The 17,095-nt window shown below is 62.2% G+C and carries 12 protein-coding genes and 1 other RNA gene; 5 read left to right on the top strand and 8 right to left on the bottom strand.

Going from position 1 to position 17,095, the window contains the following annotated elements:
* Window positions 1-100: 100 nt before the first annotated feature.
* Both ACZ5WW_RS20025 and ACZ5WW_RS20020 read left to right on the top strand, forming a co-directional pair.
* Window positions 101-1,339, top strand: a complete 1,239-nt coding sequence (locus ACZ5WW_RS20025; RefSeq protein WP_464694261.1) for an ATP-binding protein — start codon at window positions 101-103, stop codon at window positions 1,337-1,339.
* Complete coding sequence (locus ACZ5WW_RS20020; protein WP_377162156.1) at window positions 1,336-1,860, top strand: response regulator transcription factor; 525 nt, start codon at window positions 1,336-1,338, stop codon at window positions 1,858-1,860. Before ACZ5WW_RS20025 ends, ACZ5WW_RS20020 begins: the two co-directional genes overlap by 4 nt.
* A gap of 47 nt (window positions 1,861-1,907) precedes the next feature.
* On the opposite strand, the gene rnpB is transcribed toward ACZ5WW_RS20020, so the two are convergent.
* Window positions 1,908-2,331: RNase P RNA component class A (gene rnpB, locus ACZ5WW_RS20015), an RNA gene on the bottom strand.
* A 111-nt stretch (window positions 2,332-2,442) separates the two neighbouring features.
* Here rnpB and ACZ5WW_RS20010 point away from each other — a divergent pair.
* Complete coding sequence (locus tag ACZ5WW_RS20010) at window positions 2,443-2,910, top strand: EF-hand domain-containing protein (RefSeq protein WP_377162153.1); 468 nt, start codon at window positions 2,443-2,445, stop codon at window positions 2,908-2,910.
* Window positions 2,911-2,923: 13 nt separating this feature from the next.
* Here ACZ5WW_RS20010 and ACZ5WW_RS20005 read toward each other — a convergent pair whose 3' ends face one another.
* The 5 genes from ACZ5WW_RS20005 to gcvT all read right to left on the bottom strand — a co-directional run bounded on the left by ACZ5WW_RS20005 (window position 2,924) and on the right by gcvT (window position 9,784).
* A complete protein-coding gene (locus tag ACZ5WW_RS20005; RefSeq protein ID WP_377162150.1) occupies window positions 2,924-4,447 on the bottom strand; it encodes a sulfatase family protein in 1,524 nt (507 codons plus the stop codon).
* A gap of 25 nt (window positions 4,448-4,472) precedes the next feature.
* A complete protein-coding gene (gene gcvP, locus ACZ5WW_RS20000) occupies window positions 4,473-7,301 on the bottom strand; it encodes an aminomethyl-transferring glycine dehydrogenase (RefSeq protein WP_377162147.1) in 2,829 nt (942 codons plus the stop codon).
* 53 nt (window positions 7,302-7,354) lie between these two features.
* Complete coding sequence (locus ACZ5WW_RS19995) at window positions 7,355-8,182, bottom strand: aspartyl/asparaginyl beta-hydroxylase domain-containing protein (RefSeq protein WP_377162144.1); 828 nt, start codon at window positions 8,180-8,182, stop codon at window positions 7,355-7,357.
* An 85-nt stretch (window positions 8,183-8,267) separates the two neighbouring features.
* Window positions 8,268-8,648 carry a glycine cleavage system protein GcvH gene (gene gcvH / locus ACZ5WW_RS19990; protein ID WP_377162141.1) on the bottom strand — a complete coding sequence of 127 codons (381 nt, stop codon included), beginning with the start codon at window positions 8,646-8,648 and terminating at the stop codon, window positions 8,268-8,270.
* A gap of 20 nt (window positions 8,649-8,668) precedes the next feature.
* Complete coding sequence (gcvT, locus tag ACZ5WW_RS19985; protein ID WP_377162138.1) at window positions 8,669-9,784, bottom strand: glycine cleavage system aminomethyltransferase GcvT; 1,116 nt, start codon at window positions 9,782-9,784, stop codon at window positions 8,669-8,671.
* 145 nt (window positions 9,785-9,929) lie between these two features.
* Here gcvT and ACZ5WW_RS19980 point away from each other — a divergent pair, with 145 nt between their 5' ends.
* Complete coding sequence (locus ACZ5WW_RS19980; RefSeq protein ID WP_377162135.1) at window positions 9,930-12,050, top strand: M3 family metallopeptidase; 2,121 nt, start codon at window positions 9,930-9,932, stop codon at window positions 12,048-12,050.
* A gap of 147 nt (window positions 12,051-12,197) precedes the next feature.
* Here ACZ5WW_RS19980 and ACZ5WW_RS19975 read toward each other — a convergent pair whose 3' ends face one another.
* Window positions 12,198-13,400, bottom strand: coding sequence for an MFS transporter (locus tag ACZ5WW_RS19975; protein ID WP_377162132.1), 1,203 nt, complete (start codon window positions 13,398-13,400; stop codon window positions 12,198-12,200).
* A 132-nt stretch (window positions 13,401-13,532) separates the two neighbouring features.
* On the opposite strand from ACZ5WW_RS19975, the gene trxB reads away from it, so the two are divergent.
* The gene (trxB, locus tag ACZ5WW_RS19970; RefSeq protein ID WP_377162129.1) at window positions 13,533-14,465 is read left to right on the top strand and encodes a thioredoxin-disulfide reductase; all 933 of its coding nucleotides are present in this window, start codon (window positions 13,533-13,535) and stop codon (window positions 14,463-14,465) included.
* Window positions 14,466-14,553: 88 nt separating this feature from the next.
* On the opposite strand, the gene ACZ5WW_RS19965 is transcribed toward trxB, so the two are convergent.
* Window positions 14,554-16,977: a beta-propeller fold lactonase family protein gene (locus ACZ5WW_RS19965; protein ID WP_377162126.1), complete on the bottom strand. Its 2,424-nt coding sequence runs from the start codon at window positions 16,975-16,977 to the stop codon at window positions 14,554-14,556.
* Window positions 16,978-17,095: the final 118 nt, after the last annotated feature.

Here is a 17,095-nt window from a genome sequence, read left to right as displayed (position 1 = left end):
GACAGACGGCCTGGCTGGCGCACTGTGGGGCATGCCCGCTCACGCTTCACATCCCTCTTTATCACAGCCGCGTTGGCAGCGCTGGCTGGGCTTGAGCGAAGTGTGGGCCGGTGGTGCCCTGAGCGCACGCGTGCTCGTGCTTCTGCGCTGGATGGCGGCTGCCGGCCAGGGGCTCACCCTGCTTATCGTCTCAGGCATGGGTGTGGAGGTGCCTTGGGCAGCCTGTGGAGGCGCGGTGCTTGTGACCCTCGTCACCAATGCCCTGCTCGAATGGTGGCTGCGGCAGATCGGCTGGCAGTTGAAGGAGGGTTTTTTTCACCTCGTCGTCTGGGATGCGCTCACGCTGACCTTTTTGCTGCACTGGACAGGCGGGCTGCAGAATCCCTTCGCTCTTTTTTACCTCGTTCAGCTCACACTGGCGGCGGTGGCGCTGCGGGCTTCGGCGGTCATCGGCCTCGGTCTGCTCACCACGCTGGCCTGCGCATGGCTCTGGTGGAAGGCGGTGCCTCTTCACATGGCGGATGGCTCGCATGTGCCCGAAACACTGCTCACACAGGGCATCTTCGTGGCCCTGGTGCTCGCCGGCGGCTTTGTCCTCGCTCTGCTGCTCGCCCTGCGGCGGCGCTCCCACCGGCTGCAGCGGGAGCGGGAGCGCCTGCGCGCAGAGCTGGACTCCCGCGAGCGCTTTCTCTCCGTGGCTGCCCTGGCCACCGGCTTTGCCCATGAGTTGAGCACGCCGCTGGGCACCATCGCACTAGCAGCGGAGGAAATGCGCGCCCACCCGGATGCCGCCACCGCGGCCGTCATCGCCCATGAGACCACCCGCTGCCAGCAGGTGCTCCAGCGTCTGCGCGAGCTCGGGCAGGAGGCCACAGGACTCTCCGCCGCCCCCTGTGCGGTCAGCCAGGTCGTTGAAACCGCGTTGAACGAGTTGCCGCAGGCCCAGCGCTCTCGGGTGCAGGTCAGCCTGAGAGCCACCGGCAGCCTGGTCGCCTGCGCCGGCCTGCGTGAGGCCCTGCTCGTGCTCCTGCGCAACGCGCTGCTCGCCTCCGCAGACGCAGACACCGTCAGTCTGATCGTCTATGAGCAGGCGGCGCAGCTCCGCTTCATGGTCGAAGACCGCGGTGCCGGTTTCAGCCCCGAAATGCTCCGCCACTGGGGCGAGCCCTTCCGAACCTCGCGCGATCCCGGCATCGGCATGGGCCTCGGTTTGTTCTTCGTCCGCAGGCTCGCCGCTTCCATGCATGGCAGCGTGGAGGTGGCAAACCAGCCCGAAGGCGGCGCGCGCGTCACGCTGCTGCTGCCCCGCCATTCCCCCCAAGCCCCGGCCGCCTCATGAATGTGCTCCTCATCGAAGACGACGAAAGCTTCCGCACCACGCTGGCACTGGCTTTGAAACGCCGTGGCTGCGACGTGCTGCAGGCATCAGGCAGGCACCAGGCCCTGGACCACGCAGACACTGGCCACATTGACGGTATCGTCCTCGACATGCGTCTTGGTTCTCTCGATGGCATGAGCCTCATCCCCCTCCTGCGGCAAAGGCTGCCCCACGTGCGGCTCATCGTGCTTACCGGCTACGGCAGCATCCCCGGCGCGCTCGAAGCCGTGCGCACCGGCGCGGACGACTATCTCTTGAAACCCGCCAGCGCCGACCAGGTGCTCGCAGCTTTGCAGGGCCGCTCGGCCTCCCCGTCACGCCCCTCCGCCGCCGACGTGCCCAGCCTGGCTCGCCTCGAATGGGAGCACATCCAGCGTGTCTTGCACGACTGCTCCGGCAACATCTCCCATGCCGCAGAAGCCCTCGGCATCGACCGCCGCACCCTCCAGCGCAAGCTCGGCAAAATGCCGCCGGAGGAGTGAACTCCCCCCCAAAAGGCGAAGGCGCCGGGATCTCTCCCGACGCCTTCATGTGGATCAGCCCTCATAAGCCGGATTCTGTTTCCACACGCCTTGCGACGCGCGGTCATGATCATTTATCTGTCAGGCTGGAGGACCAGCCCGCCCCTGCTTGCGCAGTGGTGCGACTATTACCCGGAGCTATCCATCCCTTTCGGGACTTGCGGCCAGGCGGGCCGTTTCTCCTGTTCTGTCTTGCACCGCATGAGGTTTGTCGTGCCCCCTTCCTCGCGGTCGGGGCGGTGGGCTCTTACCCCGCCTTTTCACCCTTGCCCTCGCTTTCGCTCAGGCGGTTTGTTTTCTGTGACACTGTCTGTGACTGCGGCTTGCACCGCAGCCCCCACGCTTTCACGTGGCATGCTGCCCTGTGGTGTCCGGACTTTCCTCCAGCGCCCTGCCTTGCAGCAAAACACCAGCGATCACTCCGGCCGACCCGCCGTCAGAGTAAAGGCTCCTGCTAAAAGGGCAAGCCGGGCCGCATGGAAAGATGACGCGAAACTTTCCCGCCCCTCCCTCTGTTTAACCCCCAAATCCACCCCACCCGCCATGAAAGCACTCTCCGCCTTCCTGCTCGCCATCACCGCATTTACCTCTCTGACCCAGGCCGAAGACGCCCCTGAACAGCGTCCCGGCACAGCAGGCGCAGGAAACGGAGAAGGCAGGGGAAAGATCCGGGAAATGCTGGTGCAAAAATTTGATGCCAATAAAAACGGCACGCTGGACCCGGACGAAAAAGCTGCGGCCATGAAAGCCATGCAGGAGCGCAAAGGTGGTGGCCCCGGAACCAAAGGCGCCCCAGGCAAAGGCCCCATGCAGGAGGTGATTTTGCAACGCTTCGACGCCAATAAAAACGGCGTCCTCGACCCCGATGAAAAAGCCGCCGCCATGAAGGCCATGCAGGAGCGCAAAGGCAAATCAGGAAGCCCTTCATTCACTCCCGGTGCCCCTTCAGAAACCGGCAGCAAATTCCGTCGCCCACCAGAAGCCCCCAAAGAAGGCGACGCTGCCAAGTGATCGGCCGCCACTCTCACTCTTCTGCGCTCTTCTTGCCTCTCGGAGCCTCCGGCAGCGGCACGCCACGCTGCTTTGCTTCCCACTCCGCATACCCCTTCTTGCTGCGGTTCCCGAGGTACTTGTAGGTGTCAAAGATGGCCTCATTGCCCAGCACGCGCGGGTCCTTTTCCTCTTTGAGCATCGCTTCCAGCTTCGCCCTCAGTTCCTGCTTCTTCGCGGCATGCTGCGGATCCTTGGCCAGGTTCTTCAGACACTCAGGGTCTTTGGCCATATCGTAGAGTTCCTCCTCCGGCCGGTAGTTGAAGGCCAGATCAAAGAAGAGTCCCTTGTTGTCCACGATCCACGACTTCGTGGGGCCGTCGTCAACATTGCCGTAGCCCGTTTCAGGATTGCAGGCGGGCCAGCGCTCCGGATGGTAGTTGTGGCTGTAGAAAAACTCAGGCGTGCGTATCGCGCGCACAGGATAGCCCCAGTCGTTTGGCCGCCCCAGATCATGCCTCTCCTTGCCCGCCAGCATGACCTTGCGGTCTTCCACAAAGCCGCTCTTCTCACTGCGCAGGATGTTCACCAGGCTGCTGCCGCTCATCTGCTCATGCTTCGGCAGCCCGGCCAGTTCGAGGTAGGTCGGCGCGAGATCCCGCACATTGATGAAATCCTCCACCACGCGCCCGGCCTTGATCCCCTTCCCCCAGCGCATCGCCAGCGGCAGGTGGTAGCCGTCCTCATAGATCTGTCCCTTCACGCGCGGAAACGGCATGCCATGATCCGAGGTCACAATCACCAGCGTGTCCTCCAGCAGCCCTGACTTTTCCAGCAGACCCAGTGCCTGCCCGATCTGCCTGTCCCCCCACTCCACCTCGATCGCGTAGTCCGCCAGATCCCCGCGCACCGTTTCGTTGTCAGGCAGGTAACCAGGCACTTTCACCTCCTCCAGTTTCTTGCCCAACCTCACCCCGGAGTCGAGTTCGTAGCTGCGGTGCGGCTCCTTGAAGCCCATCCAAAAGCAGAAAGGCTGCGCCTTGTCACGCTGCGCCAGGAAGGCCTCAAAATTGCGCGGATAATCCGTGGTGGCGATCCCCCTGGTCGGCGGCTTCTGGGTGAACTGATCAAACGCCGGCCCCGCAGGATTGCGCGTGCGGCCCTCCAGTTTGAACTCGCCCGGCCCCCAGCCCTTGCCCGTAAGCCCCACGCTGTAGCCACCCTTCTCCAGCAGGTCCGGATACACCGCAAACTTCGGCGGGAAAAGACCGCCATGGCACACCGCCTCCTCAAGCTGCCAGGAATTGCGCCCGGTGAGGATCGTGGCCCGGCACGGACTGCACTTCGGGTTGGACGTGAAGGCATTCTTGAACAGCACACCTTCCTTCGCCACCCGGTCAAAGTTCGGCGTCTTCACCCACTCGCAGCCATACGCACCTGCATGCTGCCAGCCCCAGTCATCAAAGATGATGAAGAGAATGTTCGGACGTGGCGCATCCGCAGCACGAATGCCGACAGCGAAGACAAGAGCCGCAAGGACGGCCAGATGGAATTTCATGCGCCGTGAAACGCATGAGAAATCCTCAACTTGCAGCCGCTTCTTCCACACTCACACACGTGCACACCAGATGGCGGTCCCCGTACACATTGTCGATGCGTGAAACGGGCGGCCAGTACTTCGACTCCTGCACCCACGGCAGCGGGAAGGCGGCGGCCTCTCGTGTATAGGCGTGCGGCCAGTCGCTCTTCATCACCGCAGCGGCGGTGTGTGGCGCCTGCTTGAGCGTGTTGTCCGTGGGGTGGCACTTGCTGCTCTCCACTCCGGCCATCTCCGCGTGAATGCACTGCATCGCCTCGCAAAAGCGGTCGATCTCTGCCTTGCTCTCGCTCTCCGTGGGCTCGATCATCAGCGTGCCCGCCACGGGCCAGCTCATCGTTGGCGCATGGTAGCCGAAGTCCATCAGCCGCTTGGCCACATCCTCCACCGTCACCTTGTGGAAATGGCTGAAGTCCAGGATGCACTCGTGCGCCACCAATCCTTTCGCCCCCTTGTAAAGCGTGGGGAAGTTCATCTCCAGTTTCTTGGCGATGTAGTTCGCATTCAGAATGGCGTACTTTGTCGCATCCACAAGACGCGGCCCCATCATGGCGATGTACATCCACGAAATGGTGCAGATGCTGGCGCTGCCCCAGGGGGCCGAGCACACCGCACCTTCACGCCGGTCCGCCTGCCACGTGTGGTGTCCCGGCAGGTGCGGCCGCAGATGCGCCGCCACAGCAATCGGCCCCACTCCCGGTCCTCCGCCCCCGTGCGGGATGCAGAAAGTCTTGTGCAAATTCAGGTGGCACACATCCGCACCGATGCGCCCCGGAGAGGTCAGCCCCACCTGCGCGTTCATGTTCGCACCGTCCATGTACACCTGCCCGCCATGCTCGTGCACCAGCTGGCAGATCTCGATGATCGACTCCTCAAACACGCCGTGCGTGGAGGGGTAGGTCACCATCAGCGCGGCCACCTTCTCTTTGTGCGCCTCCACTTTGGCCTTCAGGTCTTCCACGGAGATGTTTCCCTGGTTGTCACACGTCACGGGCACCACCTTGAATCCGCACATCACGGCGCTGGCGGGATTGGTGCCGTGCGCGGAGGTCGGGATCAGGCACACGTCACGGTGCTCCTCGCCACGCGCGGCATGGAAGCGCTTGATCGCCAGCAGCCCTGCATATTCGCCCTGAGACCCAGCATTTGGCTGCAAAGACACCGCATCAAAACCCGTGCATTCAGCCAGCCATGCCTCCAGGTCTCCAAACATCGAGTGGTATCCCTCCGTCTGGTCCGGCGGCGCAAAGGGGTGCAGGCCGTTCACCTCCGGCCAGCTCAGCGGCATCATCTCCGCCGCCGCGTTCAGCTTCATCGTGCAGCTACCCAGCGGGATCATGCTGCGGTTCAGCGCGATGTCCTTCGTCTCCAGACGGTGCAGGTAGCGCATCATCTCCGTCTCAGAGTGGTAGGAGTTGAACACCGGATGAGTCAGAAACACAGACATGCGGTGGTGGCGTGCAGAACAGTGCAGCGGACTGTCCCCGTCCAGCACCGGAGGCTGCTGCGCCTTGGAAATGCCAAAGGCCGTCAGCAGGTTCAGCAGTTCCTCTTCCGTCACGCGTTCATCCAGAGCCACCCCCACAGCGGTCGCATCGATCTTGCGCAGGTTGATGCCAAAGATCAGCGCACGCTTGAGCAGGTCATCCGCGTTGGGCACCCGCACGCTCAGCGTGTCAAAAAAATCGTCGCTCAGCACATCCAACCCCGCGCGCAGCAGTTCGCCGGCCAGCCATACCGCAGCACCATGCACCCGGCGCGCAATGGCCCGCAGCCCCTGCGGCCCATGATAAACCGCATACATGGAGGCCATCACCGCCAGCAGCACCTGCGCCGTGCAGATGTTGCTGGTCGCCTTTTCACGGCGGATGTGCTGCTCACGCGTCTGCAGCGAAAGACGGTAGGCTGCCCTGCCAGAGGCATCTTTGGAAACACCGATCAGTCTCCCCGGCAGCCGGCGCTTCAGCGCATCCTTCACCGCCATGAAAGCCGCATGCGGCCCGCCAAAACCCAGCGGCACCCCAAAGCGCTGGCTGTTGCCCACGCAGATGTCCGCCCCAAATTCCCCCGGTGGCCTCAGCACCGTGAGAGCCAGCAGGTCTGCGCTCACGACGAGCAAAGCACCCGCCTCATGCACCTCAGCCGCCAGTCCGGCAAAATCATGAATGACCCCCAGCGTGTCCGGGTACTGCACCAGCACGGCAGCCAGTCCCTTCGTGCCATCGTGCTGCCATTTCAGCACATCCCCCACCTCCACCCGGATGCCCAGGGCATCCATGCGCGTGCGCACCACCTCGATGCTGTGCGGATGACACTGGTCAGACACAAACACCCGCGAAGCCCCCGGCACCTGCGCCACCGCCAGCCCCAGTGCCTCGGCGCACGCCGTGCCTTCGTCCAGCAGCGAGGCATTGGCCACATCCAGCGCCGTCAGGTCACGGATCATCGTCTGGAAATTGATCAGCGCCTCCAGCCGCCCCTGCGCGATCTCAGCCTGATACGGCGTGTAAGCCGTGTACCAGCCGGGATTTTCAAGGATGTTCCTCTGGATGACCGGCGGCGTGAAAGTGTCATGATACCCCAGCCCGATGAACGAGCGCATGACCTTGTTCAGCCCCATGATCTGCCTCATGCGGCGCAGCGCCTGCTCCTCGCTCAGCGGTGGTGCCAAGTTCAGCGGCTCACGCACCCGGATGCCCTCCGGCACCACCTGATCTATCAGGTCATCCAGCGTGTTGAAACCAAGTGTTTGCAGCATGCTCTCCGCCTCGGCGGCAGAGGGACCTATGTGACGGCGGGAGAATTGGGTGGGCATCGAAATCGGGGCGGATTTTGGATGCCGCCAAGCTACCTAGCCAGAGCCCGGTGTCACTTGCCAAACAGCGCCCAGAACTTTTTCTCGGAATCTTTTTGCTTGCCCTTGGCCTCCCGCAAAAACGGCGCCAGCGACGCCAGGTTCAGAATCCAGTGGTTGAGGAAGTTGAGCGGCGCACGCAACGGGCGCTCGAAATCCACAAACAGCACCACCCGGTAGCCATCCGTGTCATTCCAGACTTCATGGTTGTAGGTGTCGTCAAAAATGACAGCCTTGCCTTCCTGCCACGAATAAACCTGGTCAGCGATCCGGATGCGGCACTGATGCCGTGGCTCTGGCACCAGCAGTCCCAGATGCATTCGCAACACACCCGCCCACGGTCCGCGATGCTCGGGTATATGCTTCTTGGGGGAAAGAATCGAGAAAAAGCCCGTCGTGCAGCCCGGGATCTTGGCCAGCACCTTCATGGTTTCCGGGCAGTGGCGGGCGTTTTCCTCACAGTCCATGCCCACTCCTTTGAGGAAGAAGGTCTTCCACTGGTCATCTCCCTGGATCATGCCCACTTCCTTCACGATCTCCTGAAAGCTCGGCATCGCATCACGGTATTTCATCACCGCATCGAGTTCCTCCCTCACCTTTTGCCAGTCCGCCTCGACATCCTTCACCCATGGAAAATGCCGGGAGTCATAGATCGGCGGATCGCCCTGGATGGAGCAGTGCGCGATGACCGCCTCCACCACGTCCTGCAGCCAGTTGGTAAACTTCTCCACCAGTCCCTTGGCGGGAAAGGTGCGGTGGCGGCGGTGATAGGCGTCTATCGGCTTGAGTTGAAATCCGGCCGGGACAGTGGCAACAGAAGAGGGGGATGCTTCAGGAGGCATGGGCGAAAGTCCGGCACGAGTAACGAATTTGTCACTCAGTGCAGCCAAAAAATGAGTGGATAAATGCGCAAAAATTGCGCCCGGCTCAGGCGATGTGCTGCCCATAGGCGGCAGCATCCATCAGCCCCTCAAATTCCGCCGCATTGGACGCCTTGATTTTAAAGATCCAGCCTCCCGCATATGGCTCACGGTTGATGAGCCCCGGGTCGCCGCTGAGAGCCTCATTGATGGCCACAATCTCACCCGCCACGGGGGCATAGATGTCACTCGCCGCTTTGACAGACTCAATCACACACACCTGCTGGCCTGCGCTCACCTGGGTGCCCACCTTGGGAGGGTCCACAAAGACCACATCCGTCAGTTCCGCCTGCGCATGATCAGTGATCCCGACCGGAGACGGGCTTTGCGTGGGATCGACCCATTCATGGGAATCGCGGTAGCGGAGGTTGTCAGGAATTTGGCTCATGGGAAATGTCTGTTGGGAGTTCAGGCTGATGGCTTGCGATAGAACGGCTTCCTCACCACCTCCGCCGGAAAACGCCGCCCGCGGATCTCGATTTCCAGGCTGCTCCCGCTCGTGGCGGCGCTCAGCGGCACATAAGCCATGCCGATGCCAGCCCCGAGGCTGGGAGACTGGGTGCCGCTGCACACCTCACCGATGACCTGCCCTCCATACACCACGGGGTAGTGCGGTCTCGGAGGCGGCGCAGCGCCTGTCATGCGAAAGGCAGCCAGCTTGTCAGGCAGCCCGGCGGCCTTCTGCGCCACGAGCGCCTCGCGGCCATGGAAGTCCCCCTTCTCAAAATCCACAAAAAAGCCGAGCCCCGCCTGCAACGGCGTGCGCTCCTCGGAAAGATCGTTGCCATTGAGAGGGTAGCCCATCTCAAGACGCAGCGTGTCACGGGCCCCCAGTCCGCAGGGCATTCCCCCGGCGGCCTTCACCGCAGCCACGATCTTGCGAAACCACGCCTCCGCAGTCTCCAGAGGCATGAAAAACTCAAAGCCTTCCTCCCCTGTGTAGCCCGTGCCGCAGAGCCACATAGGCCCTTGTTCAGTCATGCTGACGAGGATTGCGTTGTGCTCCGGATAAGCCGAGGCCCCACCAAAAACCGCCGCCGCCACTTCACGAGCCCTGGGTCCCTGGATGGCCAGACCGGCGGTGAAATCACTCGCGTTGGCCATCAGCACATCATCCTCTTTGGTGAGCAGGGACTCGAGGTGCGCCCAGTCCGCGTCAATCCTCGAAGCATTGACCACAAGATAAAACTCACGCTCGCTCGTGCGGTAGGCGATCAAGTCGTCGATCACGCCGCCGCGTCCGTTCAGCAGCAGGGTGTACTGGCCCTGCCCTGGCTGCAGTTTGGCGACATTGTTGGTCAGCACACGGTTCAAAAAAACCTCTGCACCCGGGCCGCTCACGATGAACTGCCCCATGTGCGAGATGTCAAAGACTCCCACGCTCTGCCTCACGGCCTTGTGCTCGTCCACGATCCCCGTGTACTGCACCGGCATGTCCCAGCCGGCAAACGGCACCATGCGCGCACCCATCTCCACATGCACGGCATGCAAGGGGGTGCGGCGGAGGGAGTCAGAAGAGGACACGGTGAGACCTCATGTTGTGAAGCATGGGCGTTTTGTCAATTCTCACACTGTTTTGAGCCAATTTCTGAATGCCAATCTCATTTGCAGCCCCTTGCATCCGCTCCATACTCCCCATTCCCCAACGCCCCAGTTAAAAAGCCCCATCATGGCAGCCCCTTTCCTCACCCAGGACTTTCACATCCGCTGGTCCACTCTCACCCCTGAACACATCGAAGCCGACATCCGCGCCGCCCTTGAGAAGGCGCAGGCAAACCTGGATGCCGTGATCAGCCAGGACCGCGGCAAAATGAACTTTGATTCCGTCGTTCTAGGCCTGGATGAGTGCACCCGTGAGCTCAATGAGGCTTGGGGGCTCGTCACCCACCTCGACTCTCTCTGCAACTCCCCCGCTCTGCGTGAGGCCCACAACAGGATGCTCTCAGAGGTCAGCTCCTTCTTTGCCAAGATCCCCCTCAACGAGCATCTCTGGGATCTCTTCGTCACCTACAGCAAGACCGACGAGGCACGCCAGCTCCCCCCCGTGCGCAAACGCGCTCTGCAGGAGTCCATGGAAGGATTCATCGAGGCGGGCGCCGATCTTCCCCCGGACAAAAAAAAGCGTGTGGAAGAAATCGAGTCCGAACTCTCCAAACACACTCAGAAGTATTCCGAAAACGTCCTCGACTCCACAAACAAGTGGGAGTTGCTCATTGAAGACGTTGACCGCCTCAAAGGACTGCCTCAGACCGCCATCGAAGCCGCCAGGTCAGACGCCCTGTCCAAAAACCTCGGCACGCCTGAAAAGCCAGTTTACCGCTTCACCCTGAAGGCGCCTTCCATGATCCCCGTCATGGAATACCTCGAAGACGAAGGCATCCGCAGGCAGGTCTGGGAAGGCTCCTGCAGCATCGGCCGCGGTGGCGAACACGACAACACCGATCTCGTCTGGAAGATCCTCCGCCTGCGCCACGAAAAAGCCCAGATCATGGGCAAGGCCAATTTTGCCGACCACATCCTGGCCCACCGCATGGCCAAAAACGGCCAGAGCGCCCTCCGCTTCATCACGGACCTCTACGAACGCGTGCATGAGGCTTTCCAGCGCGAAACCATCGAACTCCAGGAGTTCCGCGCCGACAACGCCCATCAGGCCGTCGATCTGTTCGAGCCTTGGGAAGTCTCCTTCTGGAGCGAACGCCAGCGCAAATCGAAATACGATTTCGATGAAGAGGAGCTCAGGCCCTTCTTCCCCATCGACAAGGTTCTCAGCGGCATGTTCCAGCTCGCGGAGAAAGTCTTCGACCTGCGCATCACCAGCCGCGAAGTCGTTTACGTCGAGCCAGGCAAGGACGCTCCTGCCAATGTCAGCTCCCAGCCCGGCAAAGCAGGCCCTGTGGAGGTCTGGCACCCCGAGGTGAAATTCTACGAAGTGCGCAATGAAAAGGGCGTCCACATCGGCTCCTTCTATGCCGACTGGCACCCGCGCGACTCCAAACGCGGCGGCGCCTGGATGAACTACCTGCGCATGGGCGTGCCCCCCAGCGGCGAACGTGACCGCCGCCTCCACCTCGGCCTCATCTGCGGAAACATGACCCCGCCCGTGGACGGCAAGCCTGCACTGCTCACTCATGATGAAGTCACCACCGTCTTCCATGAATTCGGCCACCTTCTGCACCAGCTCTGCGGCAATGTGGACATCCCCTCCCTCAACGGAGTCAGCGTTTACTGGGACTTCGTGGAGCTGCCCTCTCAGCTCATGGAAAACTTCTGCTGGGAACGCGAGAGCCTCGACCTCTTCGCGCGCCACCATGAAACGGGCGAAACCATCCCCGCACGTCTCTTCAAAAAGCTAATCGCCGCCAAGAACTACCGCAGCGCCAGCGACATCATGCGCCAGCTCGCCTTCGGCAAGCTCGACCTCGAGCTGCACATGCACCACGCCACCGATGAAGGTGCAGATCTCGACAAGCTCGCACGCTCCATCCTCAAAGGCTACCTCATGCAGCTCAAGACCGAGCAGCCCACCATGGCACGCCGCTTCGGCCACCTCTTCAGCAGCCCTGTAGGCTACGCCGCCGGCTACTACAGCTACAAATGGGCCGAAGTGCTCGACGCCGACGCCTTCACCCGCTTCCAGCAGGAAGGCGTGCTCAACCCCGCCGTCGGCCGCGAATTCCGCGACACCATCCTCAGCAAGGGCAACTCCGAAGACCCCGCCAAGCTCTTCCACGACTTCATGGGCCGCGACCCCGACGCCATGGCTCTCCTCGTCCGCGCAGGCTTGGCTTAGGTGGCGGCGTGAGACGCCCGCAGGAACGTAGGATGGGTGTGGCGACAGCCCGCCCGTCCATCAGCGTGTCATAATACCCCGTCACTCGATACCCCTTGAGCGTGACCGCACTCTAAAACAGCGCTCGGGCACTCGCGCGACACAGTCTCATGCCCTGCTCCTGCCCCGATACGCCACCGCAAAGAACACACACACCGCCGCCGTCAGCGCCGTCTCCCCCCACCAGAAGAGGCGCCAGTTCGTCGTTATTCCTTTCGTACACGCCTCGAACCACCAGCCGCCGCCGAGATACCCCAGCAGGTTGCCCACCCCGCTCATCAGCATGGCCAGCAGCGCCTGCGCACGCACCCGCCATTTCGGGTCGATGCGCTCCTCCAGATAAATCTGCGTGGTGATGAAATAGAGCGTGTACGCAAACCCGTGCAGAAAGGTTCCCAGCATCACACTGGCCAGCGTGTCGATCGTATTTAGGGAGTAGCGCACGACACAAATGGCGATGCCCGAGAGGAACACCCACTTAAGCCGGAAACGCGCCATCACTCCCGACAGCACCAGCATGACCAGCACCTCGGTCGTCTGCCCCAGCGATATGACTGCGGAGATGTTCTGCACGCCCAGATCATGCAGCTGGCGCGAAGTGTAGGGATAAAACGCCGCCAGCGGGATGCAGTACAAAGCAGCCGTGATGAAAACCACGCGATGATCACGGTGGATGAGCAGCCCGAGAGCATCCAGTCCGAGGATCTGTTTCCAGGTGCGGTGCTGCACGACTTCACCCGGGGGAATCATCGGCAGCCGCCAGGTCAGGCTCATCACCACCAGCCACAGCCCCGCAGCGGTGACACCTGCCACCAGCGAGGCATCCGCCCGCAGCACAAAACTCACCGTCCAGCAGCCCACCATCCAGCCCCCCGTGGCCCAGGCCCGCAGCGGCCCGAACTGCATCTTGGCATCATGCAGCTGGGAAAAGACAATGCTGCTGGTCACACTCCAGGCCGGCAAAGCCACCAGAGCCAGCATCTGCGCACAGATCAACACCGCCGCATCGCTCCAGCCCCATGCCAATGAGCCACATGTCAGCAGCAGGGCCAGGCTGGTGGCCGCCGTCAGCCAGCGCAGCAGCAGGACCGGCGAATGCTTCTGATCCGCCAGCGCCCCCACAAACAGAGGCGAAATGAATGCAGCGGTCGCAGTCGTGGCAAACACCCACGGCACCAGATGCCCGCGCCCATGCGCATTGAAGACGTTTGCCAGCGGCACACTCCACATCCCCATCGGCATTGCCGTGCAGAAAAACAGCGTTGCCAGCGATTTGCGGCTGGCCTTGGCATCCGGTGCGGGGTTGGACATCGTTGTTAATTTTTGAAATAAGCCGGGAGCCCGCAAACTCCAACAACGAGTCTGTAAAAAGCGAAGGTTGCGCCCCCCGCCCGCCTTTCCATCTTCCGCGACCTTTCTCCCACCACTACCACCACCTTTCACATGGAAAACGTCATCATCATCGGCACCGGCTGCGCCGGCTATACCGCAGCCATCTACACCGGCCGCGCCAACCTCAAGCCCCTCATCCTCTCAGGCAACATGCCCGGCGGCCAGCTCACCACCACCACTGAAGTTGAGAACTTCCCCGGCTTCCCCAATGGCATCATGGGCCCGGAGCTGATGATGAACATGCAGACCCAGGCCGAAAAATTCGGTGCACGCATCGAGTACACCCTCGTCAGCAGCGTCAAAAAGACCGCTGCAGGCCACTTCGAAGTCCACACCGAAGGCGGCACCGTCTATGAGGCACGCACCGTCATCGTCGCCACCGGCGCCTCCCCCAAGCACCTCGGCCTGCCCAACGAGAAAAGCCTCATCGGCAAGGGGCTGACCAGCTGCGCCACCTGCGACGGCGCCTTCTACCGCAACGTCCCCGTCTGCGTGGTGGGCGGCGGCGACAGCGCCTGCGAGGAGGCCGGCTTCCTCACCAAATTCGCCAGCACCGTCTATCTCATCCATCGCCGTGACGAACTGCGCGCCTCCAAGATCATGGCAGACCGCGCCCTCGCCAATCCCAAGATCAAGCCCGTCTGGAACTCCACCATCAGCGAATACCTCACCGATGAGAAGGGTGAGATGCGCGCCGTCACCCTCGAAAACCTCGTCACCGGCGAGAAGAGCGAGCTCGAGCTCAAGTGCGTCTTCGTCGCCATCGGCCACGTGCCCAACGCCCAGTTCCTCGGAGACCTCGTGGACACTGACGAAGGCGGTTACATCCTCCAGACCGAAGGCACCCGCACCAAAACAGAGGGCCTCTTCGCCGCAGGCGACGTCGCCGACCACGTCTATCGCCAGGCCATCACCGCCGCAGGTCAGGGCTGTGCCGCCGCCCTCGAAGCCGAACGCTACCTCGCCGACCACGGCGTGCATTGATGCGGACGTGGGATGGGCGTGGCGCAAGCCCGCCCGTCTCTCAACGTATGGCAAACACCACTCTACACGAGCGTCACAGCCGGAATGCTCACTCCGTGAACAACACCCGGTGAATCGGCGCCGGGTACGGCACGTCCGGCCCCTTCGCCTCCGTCCAGAGAATGCGGTTCAGCTCATCCTCCGGAGCTTCATCGAACTCATCAAAATCCATCATCGCACTGGCCTTCGCTCCAGGCGATGCCGGCGTGTTCTTGGCCAGCAGGTCCACCTTGGGCTGCCGTGCGCGGTACTCCCTCATCACAGGCTCATTCGTAAAGCAGCGGAACATCGGTGTCGCCCCCGCGTCATACTGCGTCATCGGCGGCAGGCCCAGAATCAGCTCCATCGTGCGGATCATGCTCGCCGTGGTGTAGAGCGTGTGGTCCAGGCTTCGCGGCTTCACCCACGGGCTGATCACGGAGCCGATCGTGCGATGCGCATCCACATGGTCAGGCCCGTTCTGCGCATCGTCTTCGATCACGAAAATCGCCATCTGCTTCCAGAACTTCGACTTGGTGGCCGCTTCGACGATCTTGCCAAAAGCCAGATCATTGCTGCCCACGCAGGCCGCAGGCGTATGTGCGCCTGGCGTGGTTCCCTTGGTGTGGTTTTCCCCCAGTGCCATGATGGTGAAGCGTGGCAGCTCCCCGGTCTTTTCCGCCTCATGCAGGTCGTTGATCCAGTTCTGGCATTTGTCCATGTCCCGCGTTTCGCTCCATTTCCCGCGGTTGACACTTGGCACGCGCTGCGCGCCTTCGCCATACGTCTTGAAGCTGATCCCTGCACGCCTGCACTGGTCCCACAGATAGCCCGCCGTGGGTGTTTCGAGCTCGTCATTCCCCGGCAGCTTGTCCTTGCGGGAGGAGTAGCTCTGCGTCCATGAGCGCTGGTTCCAGTCCGTGGCCATCGCCGCATCGCACCAGCTGTGTCCGTCCACGCTCACCTCCCCGTTGCAGTACAGATTGTCCAGCAGCACGTAGTCACGCGAGAGCTGGTGCTGATTCGGCGTCACATCCTCGCCGTACAGCGTGATGCTCGGATCGCCGTTGCCCATCGGCCTGCCCTTGGCGTCCTTCATGTCTCCCAGCACCTGGTCATAGGTGCGGTTTTCCTTGATGATGTAGAGCACGTACTTGATCGGGCAGGGCTCGCCCACCTTGGCAGGGATCACGCAGTCGTTCGGCTTCTGTGCCGTGCGCAGCATCTCCGGCTTGTAGGGCGAGTTCTTTCTTACCTGTGCCGTGTAGGCGGTCATCTGCGTGTCATCCGGCTTGGCAATGAAGCTCACGCTGCCATCCAGGGTGCGCCCGGGGTGGATGGCCTTCTGCTTTTCCCCCGCTTTGAGCTCGCCGTCCTTGCTGGGGTCCGGCATGGCGGTGATGCCCTTGCCATTGCCCACCAGAAGCGTGCCTCCATCGCTGCTGACAGCTAGGGAGGTGGGGTGCCACCCCACCGGGATGAAGCCCTCCACCGCGCTGATCTTTTCCGCATACTTCTCGCCGGGCTCGGAGACAGATTCACCGATGTTCACCACCATCACGCAGTTGTTGTCCGCATTCGCCACAAACAGCGTCTTCCCATCCGGAGAAACCGCCAGCGCATCCGGCGTGCTGCCTTCGGGCGACTGCGGGTAGAGCGAAGTCGAAATAATCTCGCGCGTACCGTCCCACAGCCGGCGGGAGGAGTCGGCGTCCTCGCCCTTCTTCTCCAGCGTGCGCGTCTGGATCACATGCACCGTGTTGTCTCCAGCGCAGGCCACAAACAGCCGCCCGTCCGGAGCCAGCGCCATGTCATTCGGGCGCACTCCCACGCTGAGATCACGCAGCTTTTTGCCCTGCGTCGCATCCACGATCGACACGCTGCGCGCGCCCCAGTTGCTCACATACACATGCCGCTTGTCAGCGCCAAAGTGGCACGAGTGTGGGTGCAGCCCCACGTCCACCGTCTGCTCCACCGCCAGCGTCTCGCCATTCAGCACCCACAGCTCATGGTTGGCCTCGTTGCACACATACAGCCTGCCGTCTTCCGGATGCACGGCTATGCCCGCCACAAATTTGGGCTCGCCCTCTTTCGCCACCTTTACCGAGGTCAGCGGGGAAAACTCCCCGGCTTCATGCTTGAACACGTGCACCTCGCCCGAATTGCCGCCGCTCACAAACAGCCGCTTTCCCTCACGATCAAACGCCAGCCCGTTCCAGATGTGCGGAATGGGGATGAACTGAGTCTGCTTCTGCTCCGCCACGCTGAGCACCGCCAGCCCGGGGCTGTTGTACCCCGCGCACACGGCCACCGCCACCTTGCCGTCTGGGGAGAGGATCATCTTCAGCGGCATGTCTCCCGGCAGCGCCACATGACTGCCTGCAGGCGAGAGCTTCCACCCGTTGAAAAGCGTCCCGCTCCCGGACGGTTTGGAGGGCGTTTCGGCATGGATCAATGTGGCAAAGACAAGCGGAAGGAAAAGAACACGGCGCATTGGCAAAAAACGCCGGAAACCGGCCTTTTTCGCTTTTCTCCGCGACATCCCAGCCTCACTTCCCTCCAGCAGGGGTTTCAGCCCCCTTCCAGCATGGATTGACGCTGGACAGACGCGC

It is taken from the genome of Prosthecobacter fluviatilis (genome assembly GCF_055388355.1).
Note: the sequence above shows the minus strand (reverse complement) of the source record. Positions and strands in the feature narration are given on the sequence as shown.

Bases quoted from the DNA above. Each gene is read 5' to 3' on its own strand.
- ACZ5WW_RS20020 (WP_377162156.1), top strand. From the start codon at position 1,336: ATGAATGTGCTCCTCATCGAAGACGACGAAAGCTTCCGCACCACGCTG.
- ACZ5WW_RS19995 (WP_377162144.1), bottom strand. From the start codon at position 8,182: ATGCCTCCTGAAGCATCCCCCTCTTCTGTTGCCACTGTCCCGGCCGGA.
- ACZ5WW_RS19975 (WP_377162132.1), bottom strand. From the start codon at position 13,400: ATGTCCAACCCCGCACCGGATGCCAAGGCCAGCCGCAAATCGCTGGCA.
- trxB (WP_377162129.1), top strand. From the start codon at position 13,533: ATGGAAAACGTCATCATCATCGGCACCGGCTGCGCCGGCTATACCGCA.
- ACZ5WW_RS20005 (WP_377162150.1), bottom strand. From the start codon at position 4,447: ATGAAATTCCATCTGGCCGTCCTTGCGGCTCTTGTCTTCGCTGTCGGC.
- gcvH (WP_377162141.1), bottom strand. From the start codon at position 8,648: ATGAGCCAAATTCCTGACAACCTCCGCTACCGCGATTCCCATGAATGG.
- ACZ5WW_RS19965 (WP_377162126.1), bottom strand. From the start codon at position 16,977: ATGCGCCGTGTTCTTTTCCTTCCGCTTGTCTTTGCCACATTGATCCAT.
- ACZ5WW_RS20010 (WP_377162153.1), top strand. From the start codon at position 2,443: ATGAAAGCACTCTCCGCCTTCCTGCTCGCCATCACCGCATTTACCTCT.
- gcvP (WP_377162147.1), bottom strand. From the start codon at position 7,301: ATGCCCACCCAATTCTCCCGCCGTCACATAGGTCCCTCTGCCGCCGAG.
- ACZ5WW_RS19980 (WP_377162135.1), top strand. From the start codon at position 9,930: ATGGCAGCCCCTTTCCTCACCCAGGACTTTCACATCCGCTGGTCCACT.